At 74.5% G+C, this 16,661-nt stretch carries 11 protein-coding genes and 1 riboswitch; of the genes, 6 read left to right on the plus strand and 5 right to left on the minus strand.

Annotation, left to right across the window (positions count from 1 at the left end; genetic code table 11):
- Positions 1–30: 30 nt before the first annotated feature.
- Positions 31–228 carry a hypothetical protein gene (locus tag RM572_RS15615; RefSeq protein ID WP_037791429.1) on the plus strand — a complete coding sequence of 66 codons (198 nt, stop codon included), beginning with the start codon at positions 31–33 and terminating at the stop codon, positions 226–228.
- Positions 229–389: 161 nt separating this feature from the next.
- Here RM572_RS15615 and RM572_RS15620 read toward each other — a convergent pair whose 3' ends face one another.
- The gene (locus RM572_RS15620; protein ID WP_311673959.1) at positions 390–1,499 is read right to left on the minus strand and encodes a cobalt-precorrin-5B (C(1))-methyltransferase; all 1,110 of its coding nucleotides are present in this window, start codon (positions 1,497–1,499) and stop codon (positions 390–392) included.
- A gap of 26 nt (positions 1,500–1,525) precedes the next feature.
- Here RM572_RS15620 and RM572_RS15625 point away from each other — a divergent pair, with 26 nt between their 5' ends.
- Positions 1,526–2,287 carry a cobalt-precorrin-6A reductase gene (locus tag RM572_RS15625; RefSeq protein WP_311673960.1) on the plus strand — a complete coding sequence of 254 codons (762 nt, stop codon included), beginning with the start codon at positions 1,526–1,528 and terminating at the stop codon, positions 2,285–2,287.
- A 98-nt stretch (positions 2,288–2,385) separates the two neighbouring features.
- Here RM572_RS15625 and RM572_RS15630 read toward each other — a convergent pair whose 3' ends face one another.
- Genes RM572_RS15630 through cobG form a run of 3 tightly spaced genes read right to left on the minus strand, consistent with a single transcriptional unit; the run spans position 2,386 to position 6,114 of the window.
- Positions 2,386–3,987 carry a precorrin-2 C(20)-methyltransferase gene (locus RM572_RS15630; protein WP_311673961.1) on the minus strand — a complete coding sequence of 534 codons (1,602 nt, stop codon included), beginning with the start codon at positions 3,985–3,987 and terminating at the stop codon, positions 2,386–2,388.
- Positions 3,984–4,652 (minus strand): precorrin-8X methylmutase, encoded by a 669-nt coding sequence (locus RM572_RS15635; protein WP_311674058.1) that lies wholly within the window; start codon positions 4,650–4,652, stop codon positions 3,984–3,986. Before RM572_RS15635 ends, RM572_RS15630 begins: the two co-directional genes overlap by 4 nt.
- Positions 4,653–4,707: 55 nt before the next feature.
- Positions 4,708–6,114, minus strand: a complete 1,407-nt coding sequence (gene cobG / locus RM572_RS15640; RefSeq protein ID WP_311673962.1) for a precorrin-3B synthase — start codon at positions 6,112–6,114, stop codon at positions 4,708–4,710.
- Between the two features lie 72 nt (positions 6,115–6,186).
- Positions 6,187–6,338, plus strand: a riboswitch (cobalamin riboswitch).
- 35 nt (positions 6,339–6,373) lie between these two features.
- Here cobG and cobN point away from each other — a divergent pair.
- A complete protein-coding gene (gene cobN / locus RM572_RS15645) occupies positions 6,374–10,075 on the plus strand; it encodes a cobaltochelatase subunit CobN (RefSeq protein WP_311673963.1) in 3,702 nt (1,233 codons plus the stop codon).
- A gap of 90 nt (positions 10,076–10,165) precedes the next feature.
- Here the strand turns inward: cobN and RM572_RS15650 are convergent, their stop codons facing one another.
- Entirely contained in the window at positions 10,166–11,206 is a 1,041-nt protein-coding gene (locus RM572_RS15650; RefSeq protein WP_311673964.1) for a GAF domain-containing protein, read from the minus strand.
- A 398-nt stretch (positions 11,207–11,604) separates the two neighbouring features.
- On the opposite strand from RM572_RS15650, the gene RM572_RS15655 reads away from it, so the two are divergent.
- From RM572_RS15655 to RM572_RS15665, 3 genes are all read left to right on the plus strand, one after another.
- Positions 11,605–13,647: a beta-ketoacyl synthase N-terminal-like domain-containing protein gene (locus tag RM572_RS15655; RefSeq protein ID WP_311673965.1), complete on the plus strand. Its 2,043-nt coding sequence runs from the start codon at positions 11,605–11,607 to the stop codon at positions 13,645–13,647.
- Positions 13,644–15,236, plus strand: coding sequence for an amino acid adenylation domain-containing protein (locus RM572_RS15660; protein WP_311673966.1), 1,593 nt, complete (start codon positions 13,644–13,646; stop codon positions 15,234–15,236). Before RM572_RS15655 ends, RM572_RS15660 begins: the two co-directional genes overlap by 4 nt.
- An 80-nt stretch (positions 15,237–15,316) precedes the next feature.
- Positions 15,317–16,498, plus strand: a complete 1,182-nt coding sequence (locus tag RM572_RS15665) for an NAD(P)/FAD-dependent oxidoreductase (protein ID WP_311673967.1) — start codon at positions 15,317–15,319, stop codon at positions 16,496–16,498.
- Positions 16,499–16,661: the final 163 nt, after the last annotated feature.

Below are 16,661 nucleotides of genomic sequence, written 5' to 3' on the forward strand. Positions count from 1 at the left end.
ATTCCGCTTCGCCCGTACAAGGAGGTTCTGATGTCCGTTCGTACCGTTGCCGCTGCTGCGGCCCTCGCCGCCACCGCCCTGTTCGCCGGTGCCGGCACCGCCGCCGCCTGCGCGAACGGCGGCCCGGAAGAGGTCGAGGTCACCGTGGCCTGCAACCAGTGGCTGGAGCAGGAGGAGGGCATCAACACCTCCTTCGCCGGGCCGGTCTGCATCGACTTCGGCGACTGACACGGGCCGACTGCGGTTGAGCGGTCGTCCTCTGCATGCGTGGCCGTCCGGGCTTCCCGGGCGGCCACGCCGCTGGGTGCGGGGCCCGGATCGCACCGGACGCGGCGGACCGCCCAGCCGCGCGGCGGACCGCCCAGCCGCGCGGCGGACCGCCCAGCGGCTCAGCGGACCGTACTGCGGCCCACCACCGTGCCGGCCCGGTCGACGCACACCACGTCCACCGCCACCGGCGCGCCGCGCAGCACGTGCAGCGCCTGGTCACGCGCCGCGACCGCGACCAGGTCGCCCAGCGGAACGCCCGCCGCCGCGCACAGCTGCAGGGCCGCCAGGCCCGTGTTCGCCGAGGCCACCTCGGCGGCCAGGGCCTCCCCGGCACCGCCCTCGCGGGCCAGCGCCGCCAGGAACCCCTTGTCGACCTGGGAACGCGCCGAGTGCAGGTCCAGGTGACCCGCCGCCAGCTTCGACAGCTTGGCGAAGCCGCCGCAGACCGTCAGCCGCTCCACCGGGTGCCGTCGCACGTACTTCAGGACCGCCCCGGCGAAGTCGCCCATGTCCAGCAGCGCGTCCTCCGGCAGCCCGTACTCCGCGACCACGGTCCGCTCCGACGTGGAGCCGGTGCACCCGGCGAGGTGGGTACGCCCGGCCGCGCGGGCGACGTCCACCCCGCGCCGGATCGAGTCGATCCAGGCGGAGCACGAGTACGGCACCACGATCCCGGTAGTCCCGAGGATCGACAGGCCGCCGAGGATGCCCAGGCGCGGGTTCCACGTCGAGCGGGCGATCTCCTCGCCGTGGTCGACGGACAAGGTGAGCTCCACGTCCCCGCCGCCGCCGTGCGCGGCCGCGACCCGCGCCACGTGGTCCCGCATCATCTGCCGCGGCACGGGGTTCACCGCCGGTTCGCCCACCTCCAGCGGCAGGCCCGGCCGGGTGACCGTGCCGACGCCGGGCCCGGCGCGGAAGACGACGCCGGAGCCGGCGGGCAGCGGCCGTACGGTGGCGCGGACCAGCGCGCCGTGCGTGACGTCCGGGTCGTCGCCGGCGTCCTTCACCACCCCGGCGGTGGCCCATCCGTCGCCGGCCTCCTCCACGGCGAGGGCGAACGACGGGGTCTGCCCCTTGGGGAGGGTGATGGTCACCGGGTCCGGGAACTCGCCGGTCAGCAGCGCCGTGTACGCGGCCGTGGCGGACGCCGTCGCGCAGGCGCCGGTCGTCCAGCCGGGGCGGAGACCGGTGTGCTTCAGTTGGGCGTCCCGCCCGCCCTCACTCACGGCGTCACCCACGAGAGGAGCCCCGCGTGCACGTGCTGATCCTGGGCGGCACGACCGAGGCCCGCGGCCTCGCCGAGCTGCTGGCCGACCGGGCGGTCTGGCCCGGGCTGCGGGTGACCTCGTCGCTGGCAGGCCGGGTACGGCGGCCGGTGCCGCCGCCGGGTGAGGTGCGCGTCGGGGGCTTCGGCGGCGCGGAGGGCATGGCGCGGTGGCTGCGCGAGCAACGGGTCGACGCGCTCATCGATGCCACCCATCCCTTCGCCGGCACCATCGGCTTCCACGCGGCCCGGGCGGCCGCCACCACCCATGTTCCCCTGCTGGCGGTGCGCCGGCCCGGCTGGGCCCCGGGTCCCGGAGACGACTGGCACCCGGCTGCCGACCTCCCGGCCGCCGCCGCGCTGCTGCCCACGCTGGGCCGGCGCGTCTTCCTCACCACGGGACGCCTGGGTCTGGCCGCTTTCGCCGGGGTCCGCGACGCCTGGTTCCTGGTGCGTACCGTCGACCCGCCCGAGGGGGCGTGCCCGCCGCGCGCGGAGGTGCTCCTGGATCGCGGCCCCTTCACCCTGGCAGGGGAGCGCGAGCTGCTGCGGAGGCACCGCGTGGAGGTGCTGGTCACCAAGGACAGCGGCGGCTCCGCCACCGCCCCCAAGCTGGCCGCCGCCCGGGAGGCGGGCGTCCCGGTGATCCTCGTGCGCCGCCCGCCCACCCCGGAGGACGTTCCCGAGGTGTCCACCCCCGACGCCGCCGCGGCATGGCTGCGCACCACCCTCCGGGGCGGGGGCGGGTGAGGGGGTGGGGGCGGTACCCGCCCTCCGCAGCTGCCCGCGGCCCGCGACCGGCCACCGCACCGCGACCGGCCACCGCACGGCGACCGGCCACCGGGCCCTCAGCTTTCCGGGTACCGCCGGGGGGTCCAGACGACCTGGTGACCGGTGCCGTCGCCCCTGCCCTCACCGATCCCGTCACCGATCCCGTCACCGATCCCGTGGCCGCGCGTGGCGACGCGGGTCTGGGAGGAGCCGACGATGAGCAGGGTGCGCATGTCCACCGTGGCCGGGTCGAGGTCGGCGAGGCGGACGACGCGGACGCGTTCGCCCTCCCCGCCCACGTCGCGGGCGACGACCACCGGGGTGTCCGGCGCACGGTGCTCCAGCAGCAGTTCGCGGGCCTTGCCGACCTGCCAGGTGCGGCTGCGGGAGCCGGGGTTGTACAGCGCCAGCACGAGGTCGGCGGCGGCTGCGGCGTGCAGCCGCCGGGCGACGACCTCCCACGGCTTGAGCCGGTCGGACAGGGAGAGCGCCGCGTAGTCGTGCCCCAGCGGCGCGCCCGCGCGCGCGGCGGCCGCGTTGGCGGCGGTCAGGCCGGGCAGTACCCGCACCGGCACGTCGCGGTAGGGCTCCTCCGCCGCGGCCTCCAGCACGGCGGTGGCCATGGCGAAGACGCCCGGGTCGCCGCCGGAGACCACCGCCACCCGGCGCCCGCGCCGGGCCAGGTCGAGGGCGAACTCGGCGCGCTCCGCCTCCACCTTGTTGTCCGAGCCGTGGCGGAGCTGACCCGGCCGGACGGGCACCCGGTCCAGGTAGGTGGTGTAGCCGACCAGGTCGTCGGCCCCTGCAAGGGCGCCGCGGGTCTCGGGGGTGAGCCATGAGGGCCCGGCCGGGCCGGTGCCGACGACCACCACCTCGCCGTCCCCGGCGGCGCGTTCGGGCCGCGGCGCGTCCACCCGGCTGGGCAGTACGGCCAGGGAGAAGTAGGGCACCGTGCCGGCGTCGGTGCCGGCCAGCCGCCCGGTGCGTTCGCCGGGCATGGTCGCCCGCTCGACGTACAGGGCCTCGTCCAGCCGGCCGGAGCGTTCCAGCGCGCGGCGCACGTGCGGGAAGGTGCGGCCGAGCTTCATCACCGCCGCCGCGTCGGTGGCGGCGAGCCGTGCCGTCAGCTCTTCCTCCGGCAGGGTGCCGGGCAGGATCGTCAGCACCTCCTCGCCCTCGACCAGCGGGGTCCCCAGGCGGGCGGCCGCCGCGCTGACCGAGGTGACGCCCGGGATGACCTCGGTCGGGTAGCGGTGGGCGAGTCGCTTGTGCATGTGCATGTAGGAGCCGTAGAAGAACGGGTCGCCCTCCGCGAGCACGGCGACCGTCAGACCCGCGTCCAGGTGTGCGGCGAGGCGTGCGGCGGCCTCGGTGTAGAAGTCGTCCAGCGCCCCGCGGTATCCGCCGGGATGGTCGGTCCCCTCCGTCGTGACGGGGTAGACCAGCGCCTCCTCGACGTGGTCCTCCCGGATGTGCCGTGCGGCGATGGAACGCGCGATGGAACGGCCGTGGCGGGCGCTGTGGTAGGCGACCACGTCGGCGGCCGCGAGGGCTTCGACGGCGCGCATCGTCATCAACGACGGGTCGCCGGGGCCGAGTCCGACGCCGTACAGCCGTCCCGTACCGGAGGCGGCGTCCACGGGGACGGGGTAACCGGAGGCGGGGGTGGGGGCGTTCACTCTTCCTCGCTCGCGATCGCGTTGAGCGCGGCCGCGGCGAGCGCGCTGCCGCCGCGCCTGCCGCGCACCACCAGGTGTTCCAGGCCGGCCGGGTGGGCGGCGAGGGCGGCCTTCGACTCGACGGCGCCGACGAAACCGACCGGCACGCCGATGACGGCGGCGGGGCGCGGGGCTCCCGCGTCGATCATCTCCAGCAGCCGGAACAGGGCCGTCGGCGCGTTGCCGACGGCGACGACGCCGCCGTCCAGCCGGTCGCCCCACAGTTCCATCGCGGCGGCGCTGCGGGTGGTGCCCAACTGCGCGGCCAGCTCCGGCACGGACGGGTCGGACAGTGTGCACACCACGTCGTTGCCGGCGGGCAGTCGTTTGCGGGTCACGCCGCTGGCCACCATCTGCACGTCGCAGAGGACGGGCGCACCGGCACGGAGGGCCGTGCGGGCCCGCGCGACGGCGCCGGGGGAGAAGGCGAGATCGCGGACGAGGTCGACCATGCCGCAGGCGTGGATCATGCGCACCGCGACCTGCGCCACGTCCGGGGGGAGCCCGTCGAGGTCCGCCTCCGCCCGGATGGTGGCGAAGGACTGCCGGTAGATGGCCGCGCCGTCCTTCTCGTACGCGTAGGCGCCTGCGTGGCCTGCGCCACGGTGGTCGTCGGTCCCGTGCATGTGGGTGGCCCCGCCCCTCTCGATGGTCCCGGTCGTCTGGTCGCCGCTCATCTGGTCACCCGTCGGCGGTGGTGCGTGCCGCCGCGGTGGCGGTGAGCGCGGCGGCGAACTCCCCCGCGTCGTCCGTGCCGGGCACGGACACCTCGTAGCGGCTGTCGCCGGTGGCGACGGCGTCCACGTGCGGGCCCTTCGGACGTCCGCACCGCCGGGTGCAGCCCGACAGGTACACCGGCAGCGGCGGCCGGGAGTCATGGCCGGCGGCCGCGGCGCGGGCGTCCGCGCGTACGTCGGACAGCGACGCCGCGCAGCCCGGGCGTCCCGCGCAGGCACCGAGGCCGAACCACGGCGAGGCGGCCGAGGTGACCAGGCCGGCCGCTCCGGTCTCCGCGAGCGCGGTGGGCGCTGCGGCCGACGCGAGTCCCGGCACGACGACGCCGCGCCACGGGGTGACGCGGAGTACGCGGGTGCCCCGGGTGAGCGCCAGGTCGGCGAGCAGGCGCGCCTGCGCGGACGTGAGGGTTCCCAGCGGCGCGGTCACGCACAGGGCGGCGTGCACGCCCCCGGGCGCCACGACCACTCCGGGCGCGGGCCCCGCCCCTTCGACGTGCACGCCCGGGGTTGCGCGGCCCGCCCCGGCGGCGTCGCGTACGCGTGGGGCGCCGGCGTCGTGCCCGTCACCCGTGGCGGGGCCCGCGCCCGGTACGGGGGACGGCCGTCCGAAGCGGGTGCGGAGCGCCTCGGTGACGGCGGCGGCCGTGTCCGGGGCGTCGGAGACGCGCCAGGCGCCGGTGCCGAGGGCGAGGAAGGTCTGCGCGGCGTACAGCGCGGCGCCGGGGGCGTCCGCCGCCGGGACGGTGACCGCCGCGCCGGAGGTGCCGACCCGGACCACGGCCGTGCCGGACGCGTCCGCCGTGCCGTCGGCACCCGGCGCGGGCGTCGCCGCCGTCACCGTCACGTCGGCACCCAGGGCGGCGACGTCGCCGCGGCCGTCGTCGAAGGCGAAGAGGAAGCGCCCGGAAAGACCGGTGGCACCCGGGTCGGCGCACAGCAGGCGGTCCAACTCCCGGACCCACGGCCTGACGTCGGCGTGCCCGCGGGCGTCCAGGCCGGACAGGGGGGTGGCCACCACGTTGCGCACCCGTTCGTGCGCGGCGGAGGGCAGCAGCCCCGCCTCCCGCAGCCGGGCGGCGAGTTGGGCGCCGCAGCCGGCGGCGAGTCCGCGGAGCTGGACGTTGCCACGCGAGGTGAGGTGGAGGGCGCCGTCGCCGAGACGGTCCGCCGTGTCGGCGAGCAGGTGTGCCTGCGCGGCGGTGAGCGCACCGCCGGGCACCCGTACCCGTGCCAGGGCGCCGTCGTCCGCGGCGTGCAGCCGCAGCGCGCCCGGGCAGGCGTCGTGACGGCCCCGGACGGGGGCCGTCACGGGGGCAGGGCTCGCTGAGGTGCGGCCACGGGGCGTCGGCATCGCGGCGAGCATACAGACGGACGACGCCCGGACCGTATGCCCCGGATCACGGCCCGGAGCACCCGCGTTGCGCTTACGATGCTGGTCGGCGGGTCGTATGCCCGTCATCGCCGTTGACGGCGACAGGGGAGGAAGCCCGGTGCGACTCCGGCGCGGTCCCGCCACTGTGAGTCCGGTGAAGAGGAACCGGACGAGCCAGGAACTCCCGCCGTCCGACACCGCCCGGGGCGTGGACACCCCGAGGAAGGCTTCACGTCGCATGCCGCTTTCGCCCGCGGAACGAGACCCGCAGCCCGCCGACTCCCCCGGATCCGCACCCGACTCCTCCGACTCCTCCGACCCGTCCGGCTCCCCCGCCGTCCTGCTGCTGTCGACGTCCGACACCGACCTGCTCAGCGCCCGCGCGGCCGGCGGTCCCGTGCGCTACCGCTTCGCCAACCCCTCCCGCCTGGACCTGGACGACCTGCCGGGGCTCCTGGACGGCACCGGCCTGGTCGTCGTCCGGCTGCTGGGCGGGCTGCGGGCCTGGGAGGACGGGCTGGACGCGCTGCTCGCCGGGGACCGGCCGGTGGTGGTGCTGACCGGTGAACAGGCCCCGGACGCCCAGCTGATGGCGGCGTCGACGGTGCCCGTCGGGATCGCCGCCGAGGCGCACCGCTACCTCGCGCACGGCGGTCCCGGCAACCTCGAGCAGCTCGCGCGGTTCCTGTCCGACACGGTGCTGCTCACCGGACACGGCTTCGAGCCGCCCGCCGCCGCGCCGACCTGGGGCCCGCTGGAACGCACGGCCCCCGCACCCGCCGACGGCGCCCCCACGGTCGCCGTCCTCTACTACCGGGCGCATCACATGAGCGGCAACACGGCCTTCGTGGAGGTGTTGTGCGCTGCGCTGGAGGAGGCGGGCGCCCGCGCGCTCCCCCTGTACGTGGCGTCCCTGCGTGCTCCCGAGCCGGAGCTGATCGACGCACTGCGCGCGGCCGACGCGCTCGTCACCACCGTGCTGGCGGCGGGCGGCACCCGCCCCGCCGAGGCGTCGGCGGGCGGCGACGACGAGTCCTGGGACGCGGGCGCGCTCACCTCGCTGGACGTGCCGATCCTCCAGGCGCTGTGCCTGACGGGTTCGCGTGCCGCCTGGGAGGAGAACGACGAGGGCGTGTCCCCGCTGGACGCGGCCGGCCAGATCGCCGTCCCGGAGTTCGACGGGCGGCTGATCACCGTCCCGTTCTCCTTCAAGGAGATCGACCCGGACGGCCTGCCCGCCTACGTGCCCGACCGCGAACGGGCCGCCCGCGTCGCGGGGATCGCCGTCCGGCACGCCCGCCTGCGCCACGTGCCGCCCGCGGACAAGCGGATCGCCCTGGTGCTGTCCGCGTACCCGACGAAGCACTCCCGGATCGGCAACGCGGTCGGCCTCGACACGCCCGCCAGCGCCGTGGCGCTGCTGCGCCGGCTGCGCGCCGAGGGCTACGACTTCGGCGACGCCGAGATTCCGGGGCTGGCATCCGGAGACGGCGACGAGCTGATCCGCGCCCTGATCGACGCGGGCGGCCACGATCAGGACTGGCTGACCGAGGAGCAGTTGGCCCGCAACCCGGTGCGCATCCCGGCGGCCGACTACCGGCGCTGGTTCGCCGAGCTGGACCCGGCGCTGCGGGAGGCCGTGGAGGAGCACTGGGGGCCGCCGCCGGGGGAGATGTTCGTCGACCGCAGCCGCAACGACGAGGGCGACATCGTGCTCGCCGCGCTGCGGTTCGGGAACCTGCTGGTGCTGATCCAGCCGCCGCGCGGCTTCGGGGAGAACCCGGTCGCGATCTACCACGACCCCGACCTGCCCCCGTCGCACCACTACCTGGCCGCGTACCGCTGGATCGCCGCCCCGGACGGGGAGGGGGGTTTCGGCGCGGACGCGATGATCCACCTGGGCAAGCACGGCAACCTGGAGTGGCTGCCCGGCAAGAACGCCGGCCTGTCCGCGGGCTGCGCGCCCGACGCGGCGCTGGGCGACCTGCCGCTGGTGTACCCCTTCCTGGTCAACGACCCGGGCGAGGGCACGCAGGCCAAACGTCGGGTGCACGCCACGCTGATCGACCACCTGGTGCCGCCGATGGCCCGCGCCGACTCCTACGGCGACATCGCGCGCCTGGAGCAGCTCCTCGACGAGTACGCGCAGATCTCCGCGATGGACCCGGCCAAACTGCCCGCCATCCGCGCCCAGATCTGGACGCTGATCCAGGCCGCGAAGCTCGACCACGATCTCGGGATGGCGGACCGTCCGGACGACGACGGCTTCGACGACTTCCTGCTGCACGTGGACGGCTGGCTGTGCGAGGTGAAGGACGCGCAGATCCGCGACGGCCTGCACGTCCTGGGCGGTGCCCCGACCGGACCGGAGCGCGTCAACCTGGTGCTGGCGGTGCTGCGGGCCCGTCAGATCTGGGGCGGCACCTCCGCCCTCCCCGGCCTGCGCGAAGCACTGGGCCTGGACGAGGCCGCGGCGACCCGTACGGCCGCCGACGCGGCGGAGGAGCGGGCGCGGGCGCTGGTGCAGGCCATGGAGGACGCCGGCTGGGAACCGTCCGCGGTCTCCGGGGTGGCCGCGGGGGAGAACGAACAGGTGGCCCGCATCCTGGGGTTCGCCGCCCGCGAGGTGGTGCCCAGGCTGGCCGCCACGACGGACGAGATCGACCACGCGGTGCACGCGCTGGCCGGCGGGTTCGTGCCGGCCGGGCCGTCCGGCTCACCGCTGCGCGGGCTGGTCAACGTGCTGCCGACCGGCCGCAACTTCTACTCCGTGGACCCCAAGGCCGTGCCCTCGCGCCTCGCGTGGGAGACGGGGCAGGCGCTCGCCGACTCGCTGCTGGAGCGCTACCGCACCGACAACGGCGCGTGGCCGGCCTCCGTGGGCCTGTCGCTGTGGGGCACCAGTGCGATGCGCACCGCCGGGGACGACGTGGCCGAGGCGCTGGCGCTGCTGGGCGTACGGCCCGTGTGGGACGACGCGTCCCGGCGCGTCACCGGCCTGGAACCGGTGCCCCTGGAGGAGCTGGGGCGCCCGCGCATCGACGTGACGCTGCGCATCTCGGGCTTCTTCCGGGACGCGTTCCCGCACACCGTCGGCCTGCTGGACGACGCCGTCCGGCTCGCCGCGTCCCTCGACGAGCCGGACCAGGACAACCACGTCCGGGCGCACACCCGCGCCGAGATCGCCGAGCACGGCGACGAACGCCGCGCCACCACCCGCATCTTCGGCTCCCGACCGGGCACGTACGGCGCCGGCCTGCTCCAGCTGATCGACTCCCGCGACTGGCGCACCGACGCCGATCTGGCCGAGGTCTACACGGTGTGGGGCGGATACGCCTACGGCCGCGGGCTGGACGGGGCGCCGGCCCGGGAGGCGATGGAGAGCGCCTACCGGCGCATCGCGGTGGCGGCGAAGAACACCGACACCCGCGAGCACGACATCGCCGACTCGGACGACTACTTCCAGTACCACGGCGGCATGGTGGCCACCGTGCGTGCGCTGCGCGGCAGCGCGCCGGAGGCGTACATCGGGGACTCCACGCGTCCCGAGACCGTACGCACCCGCACCCTGGTGGAGGAGACCTCACGCGTCTTCCGCGCCCGCGTGGTCAACCCCCGCTGGATCGCGGCGATGCGTCGCCACGGGTACAAGGGCGCCTTCGAACTGGCCGCCACGGTCGACTACCTCTTCGGCTACGACGCCACCACGGGCGTGGTCGCCGACTGGATGTACGACAAGCTGGCCGAAACCTACGTACTGGACCCGGAGAACCGGGAGTTCCTCCAGCAGGCCAACCCGTGGGCGCTGCACGGCATCGCGGAGCGGCTGCTGGAGGCCGAGTCGCGCGGCATGTGGGAGAAGCCGGACCCCGCCGCGGTCGCGGCGCTCCGGGAGGTGCTGCTCGAAGCCGAGGGCGACCTCGAGGGCGACGCCGACTGACCCCCGCCGCACCCGCCCGGCGCAGCCGAACGGTTCCGCGCCGGGCACGCGGCCGGGGTGCGGGGCTTCGCCCCGCACCCGAGGACGGCCTTACCGCAGGTACATGCCGCTGGGGCCGCCGTGCTGCTGCGTCCACCCGTCGCCGGTGCCGAACTGCGCGAGCTGCTGGGTGAACTCGGCGGCGACCTGCTGCGGGTCCTCCGTCGCCGGGCGCGAGGTGATGTTCATCGCGACCGTGAGAATGCCGCTGACCGGCGCGTTCGGGGAGAGGCGCACCGGAGTGCAGGTGAAGGAGTACGTCTGCGGGGTGTCGGCGTCCCGCGTGATGAGGCGCGCCTCCGCCAGGGTGGTCGTCTGGCCGGTGCGGTACGCGTCGTCCATCGCCTTGAAGACGCCGACCGTGTCCAGGCCGGGCAGCACCGTACGGCCCTCGCTGAGGCGCTGGACGCGGCCGAACGCGTCGCCCTGGCGGCCGTTGGCGTAGCGCAGCACGTGCTTGGGGCCCTCGGTGAGCATGATGGGCCAGGGGGCGCCGTCGAAGACGGCGAACATCTCCTCCTGCTGCGTGAGCAGGCTGTCGCGCAGGCGGAACTCCGACAGCAGCGTCTCGGCGAGCTGCTGCATGCTCTCCTTCACGCCGCGGTCCCACTCGCGGGGCCGCATGTCGGCGACGCACACCGTGCCCAGGATGACGCCGGTGTGGTCGCGCAGCGGCGTACCGAGGTAGGCCCGCACGCCCATCTCGTTGACCAGCGGGTTGCCCTTGAAACGGGGGTAGTCGAAGACGTCGTCGAGGGCGAGCTGTGCGCCCTGTGCGACGACGTGCGGGCAGAAGCCGTAGTCGGTGGGGGCGGAGCGGGGGATGTCCGGGATGTCGCTGAGGTCGAAGGAGACGGCGCGGCGCTCCTGGCCGTCGTCGTCGCCGGACCGCGGGGCGTACATGCCGCGGAACATCTGCTGCTTGTCGTTGATGAAGTTGACCATGGCGAGCGGAGCCTGGGTCAGGCTTGCGGCGATCCGCGCCGTGCGGTCGAATTCGGCCTCGGGGTCCGGTGCGTTGAGGCCGAGGCGCTGCAGGCGTCGCCGACGCCGCTCGGCGTCATCAGGCTGATCGGGCGTCAGGGGGTCCATGGCCGCCCATGAAACCAGAATATCGTCTTCCGCACCGCCCCCCGGGCAACATCAGGGACAAGCGGTGACTGCTGCCGCAGGCACATGCCGGTATCAGTTGCCGTGTGGTCAATCTCTCAGGCTGTCCACAGTCCTGCGTGTTTAACCGACACCCGGTGACTTTGCGCCAGTTGGCTTCATGTCGATGGGCCTGATTCGTCCTTGCGTAGGACAATCGGCCCCCCAGGTAAAACCGGAGTGTGTGGTTCAGCTCGCGTCCTCCGGGTTCACGTATGCGCTTCCGTCATTGATCATTGGCGGGTTCGCTTGTCGACGGCCGGTCAAGAAACAAGCACACAACGCAGCGAAGGAGAGTTCCGATGGGTGGCAGGTCCGCAGGAGATGTCGATGAGCGCTCCGTGGCTGTCATCGGCCTGGCCTGCCGGTTCCCCGGTGCGGCGGATGCCGATCGGTTGTGGGAACTACTCGAGGCCGGCATCGACGCGACGAGCGAGACCCCGGCGGAACGCTACGACGTCGAAGCCCTCTACTCCGCCGGATCCGAGCCCGGTACCCTCGCCGCCCGCCGGGCGGGCTACGTCGAAGGGGCCGGCGACTTCGACGCCGAGTTCTTCGGCATGTCCCCCACCGAGGCCGCCGAACTCGACCCGCAGGCACGCCTGCTGCTCATGACGTCCTGGGAGGCTCTGGAGGACGCCGGACAGTGCGCCGGCACCCTCGCGGGGAGCCGCACCGGCGTCTACGTCGGCAACACCCGGGCCGACTACCTGGAGAACCAGTTCCGCCAGGGCCTCCAGTCCGTCGCGCCCTCCTACTTCCACAACTTCCGTCCCCTGCTGCCCGGACGCGTCTCCCGCGCCCTCGACCTGCGCGGCCCCAGCATCCTGGTCGACACCGCCTGCTCCTCGTCGCTCTCCGCCGTGCACTCCGCCGTGCAGGCGATGCGCGCCGGGGAGATACCCCTCGCCCTCGCCGCAGGGGTCAACATCCCGCTGCGTCCCGACGAGGGCGTGATGATGACCCAGGCCGGCACCCTCGCCCGCGACGGACGCAGCAAGTTCGGCGACGCGGGCGCCGACGGCTACTCGCCGAGCGACGGTGTCGGCGTGGTCGTCCTCAAGCCGCTGGCCGCCGCGCTCGCCGACGGCGACCGGATACGCGCCGTCATCCGCGGCAGCGCCGTCGGCAACGACGGCGGCACCGGCGACTCGCTTCTGCTGCCCTCCCTCGAGGGGCAACTGGACGTACTGCGGTGGGCGTACGAGGATGCCGGGGTGAATCCGGCGGACATCGACTTCGTGGAGGCGCACGGCACCGGCTCGCCCTCACTCGACCACCTCGAACTCGGCGCGCTCGGCCGCGTCCTGGGCGAGGGCAGGCCCGCGGAGCGGCCCTGCCTGGTCGGATCGGTCAAGACCAATATCGGGCACGCCGAAGCGGCCGGAAGCATCGCCGGCCTCATCAAGACGGTGCTGTGTCTGGAGCACGAGCAGGTCCCCGGAAACCTGCACTTCGACACCCCCAACCCCCTGGTCCCCTGGGACGAACTGCCGCTGGAGCTGCCCGCCAAACCGCAGGACCTCTCCGGCCGTGAACGGCCGCTGCTGGCCGGTGTCTCCGGTCAGGGCGCGTCCTGCCTCAACGCCCACCTGGTGCTCAGCCAGGGCCAGACCCGTGCGATCGACCCGGCGCTGGCTCCCGCACCGGAACACGTCGCCGAGCCGCAGCTGCTCGCCGTGTCCGCGCGCTCGCCGCAGGCGCTCGCGGACCTCGCCGAGGCGTACGTCCGCTACCTGTCCCCCGGCGGGCGCGGCTCGGTCCTTCCGCTGGCCGACGTCTGCTTCAGCGCCGCCACCCGCAGAGAGCACCACCAGCACCGGCTCGCCGTGATCGGGGCCACCCACGAGGAGCTGGCGGAAGCACTTCAGGTCACCGCCGTGCCGGACGCCGTCCCGCCGGCCGAACCGCCCGCCGGCCAGGACCGGCGCAAGGGCGCGCTGGCCAGCATGGCGGAGCGCTACCTGGGCCTGCGGTCCGCCGACGTCAAGCGCCGGGAGCTGCTGGAGGCCGCCGCCGAGCAGTACCGGGCCGGCGTACTCCCGCCCTGGGCCGAGGTGTTCCCGCAGGCCGGGCGCTTCGTGCCGCTGCCGCACTACGCCTGGCAGACGCGCCGCTACTGGGCGGGCGAGACCCCCGATCTGGACGCGGACGGCGAGGCACCGGACCTCGCCGGCCGGGTGCTGCGCGAACACGCCCGTACCGCCTACTCGGACGACTCGCAGCTCGCGGAGATCGGCATCGACTCCCTCGCCCGCCTCGGCATCGTGCTCCAGCTGGCCGAACAGCACGGGCTGGAGGTCGACATCGAAGACCTGGCGGAGCTGCGCACCGTGCGCGCCTTCCGCGCGTGGATCTCCGGCCTGGAGGCGAAGGTCGCATGACCGCCGCGAGCACCACCGCGAACACCACCGCGCCGAGAACGCTCTACGAGGTCTTCTCCCGCGCGGCGGCCGCCCACCCCGACGCCACCGCCCTGGAGATCGGCGACGAGCGCCTGACGTACGCCGAGCTGCGGCATCTCGCCGACCGTGCCGCCGCCCGTCTCACCGCCGCCGCCGGCGGAGCGCCGCCCCGCCGGGTGGGCCTGCTCGCCGGACGTACGGCCGCCGCCTACGTCGGCTACCTCGCGATCCTGCGCACCGGCGCCACCGTGGTGCCGCTCAACCCGGGCTTCCCGCCCGGCCGCAACGCGGCCGTCGCGGGGGCGGCCGGCCTCGACCTGACGATCGCCGAGGACGCCGAGGCCGGGAAGGAGACCGGCGTACCGCTGCTGCTCCTGGACCGGGACGACGTCACTCCGGGCGCCGACCACGCCGCCACCGTCGCCGCCGAGCCCGGACCGGCGGGACCGGACGACGTGGCGTACGTGATCTTCACCTCCGGCTCCACCGGCACTCCGAAGGGCGTGCCGGTCCTGCACCGCAACATCTGCACCCACCTGGCGCACATCGCCCAGCGGTACGCCATCGGTCCCGGCTCCCGGCTCTCCCAGTCCTTCGAGCTCACCTTCGACGGCTCGGTGCACGACCTGTTCGTCGCCTGGGCCTCCGGCGGCACTCTGGTCGTCCCGACCCAGGCGCAGCTCATGGCGCCGGTGAAGTTCGTCAACTCCCGCCGCCTCACGCACTGGTTCTCGGTGCCCGCGATCGCGTCGTTCGCCTCCCGACTGGGAACCCTGCGCCCGGACAGCATGCCGGACCTGCGCTGGAGCATCTTCGGCGGCGAGGCGCTGCCCGCGCCGCTGGCCCGCGCCTGGCAGGCCGCCGCGCCCCGCTCCACCCTCGAAGTGCTGTACGGGCCGACGGAGACCACCATCTCCTGCACCCAGTATCGTCCCGGCCCACGCGTCGAGGACTGGCCGCAGACGCCGAACGGCACCATGCCGATCGGCGAGCCGTACCCCACCACCGAGGTCGTGGTGCTCGACGAGCAGGGCCGGCCGGGCGACGTCGGGGAGCTGTGCGTACGCGGTCCGCAGCGCTTCCCCGGCTACCTGGACGCCGCCGACGACGCCGGACGCTTCCTCGCCATCGACGACGACGGCACCGTCCACCCGTACGACGGCAACGGGCCGCTCACCGAGGCGCACTGGTACCGCACCGGCGACCGGGTGGCCCGGGAGGACTTCGGGCTGGTGCACCTCGGCCGCACCGACCACCAGGTCAAGGTCCGCGGCTACCGCATCGAACTCGGCGAGGTCGAGGGCCCGTTGCGCACCCGGCCCGGTGTGACCGAGGCCGCCGTCGTCGCCGTCCCCGGACCGGACGGCCAGCAGGAACTGGTCGCCGCCGTCAGCGGCACCGGCCTCGACGCGGACACCCTGTTCGCCGGGCTGCGCGACAGGCTGCCGGAGTACATGCTGCCCCGGCGCATCGAGGTGCTGGCCGAGATGCCGCACAACACCAACGGCAAGATCGACCGCCACGCGGTGCTCGCCCGGGTCGGGCAGTCCGCGCCGACGGCCCGGTGAAGCCCGGCCGGACCACGTGAACCGCGAGAGCACTGCGAGCACGCCCCGTGAGCACGCCCCGAAGACCTGTGAGGCCGTACATGTTCGACGCCATCGTGGTCGGCGCCCGCTGCGCGGGCTCCCCGACGGCCATGCTGCTCGCCCGCGCCGGATACCGGGTGCTGCTGATGGACCGGGCGGAGTTTCCGTCCGACACCCTCTCCACCCACCTCATCCACCAGCCCGGAGTCGCCACGCTCGCCCGCTGGGGTCTGCTCGACCGGCTGCGCGCCACCGGCTGCCCGCCGCTGGAACGTGCCGTCTACGAGGTCGCGGACGTCCGCCTGGAGGGCTGCGGCCACGGCGTCGACGGCCAGCGTGCGGGCTACGCCCCGCGCCGCCGCGTGCTCGACGCCCTGCTGGTGGAGGCGGCGGCCGAAGCAGGCGTCGAGGTCCGTGAACGCTGCTCCGTGAACGCCCTCCTGCACGACGAGACCGGACGCGTCGTCGGCGTGCAGGGCACCTACGGCGGCCGGCGCTTCACCGAGCACGCGCCGCTGGTCATCGGCGCGGACGGGATGCGCTCCACCGTCGCCCGGCTCGTCGAGGCCCCCTTCACCGTCGAGGACTCGCGCCTCACCTGCGCCTACTACTCCTACTGGGACGACGTCCCCGCCTGCTTCGAGCTGTACGAGCGCCCCGGCGCCTGGGTGGCCGCCGTCCCCACCAACGACGCCGCGACGCTGGTGCTCGCCTACTTCCCGCAGGACCGCTTCGACGAGGTGCGCACCGACGCGCAGCGCGCCTATCTCGAGCAGATACGCACCACCGCGCCCGCCCTCGCCGACCGGCTGCGCGGCCGGCTGCCGATGGAGCGGCTGCGCGGTACCGGCGACCAGCAGAACTACTTCCGGCAGGCCGCCGGCCCCGGCTGGGCCCTGGTCGGCGACGCCGGTCACCACAAGGACTCCATCACCGCGCGCGGCATCAGCGACGCCTTCTTCCAGGCCGAGTGCCTGGTCCGGCACGTCGGCGCCGACCTCCACGACCCCGCCGGGCTGGACGCCGCGCTCGCCGGGTACGCGCTCGAGCGCGACGAGGCACTGAGCGACGGCTACCAGGGCACGCTGTCCGCCGCCCGGCTGGAGGTGCACGACCAGCGGCTCACCCTGCTGCGCGCCGTCGCCAAGGACGCGGAGCTCACCGCCACCTACTTCGACATCGTCGCCGGAGCCGCCACCATCAAGGCGCTCTACACCCCTCAACTGCTGGCCGCCATGTGAACGGAAGGTGAGCGGACGGCGTCGTTCACGCACACATGCGTCACCGGTCGTGTCCGTGTGGCGTCGCTATCCGGGCGAATGGGACCCCCGTCTACCGAGCTCTCCTCTTACTGTCGAAGGCGCACTACGACCCTGATACGGTTCGGCAGTCAGTCGGTACGCG

Origin of the sequence: Streptomyces hazeniae, assembly GCF_031845485.1 — a bacterium.
Taxonomy (GTDB): Bacteria; Actinomycetota; Actinomycetes; order Streptomycetales; family Streptomycetaceae; genus Streptomyces; species Streptomyces hazeniae.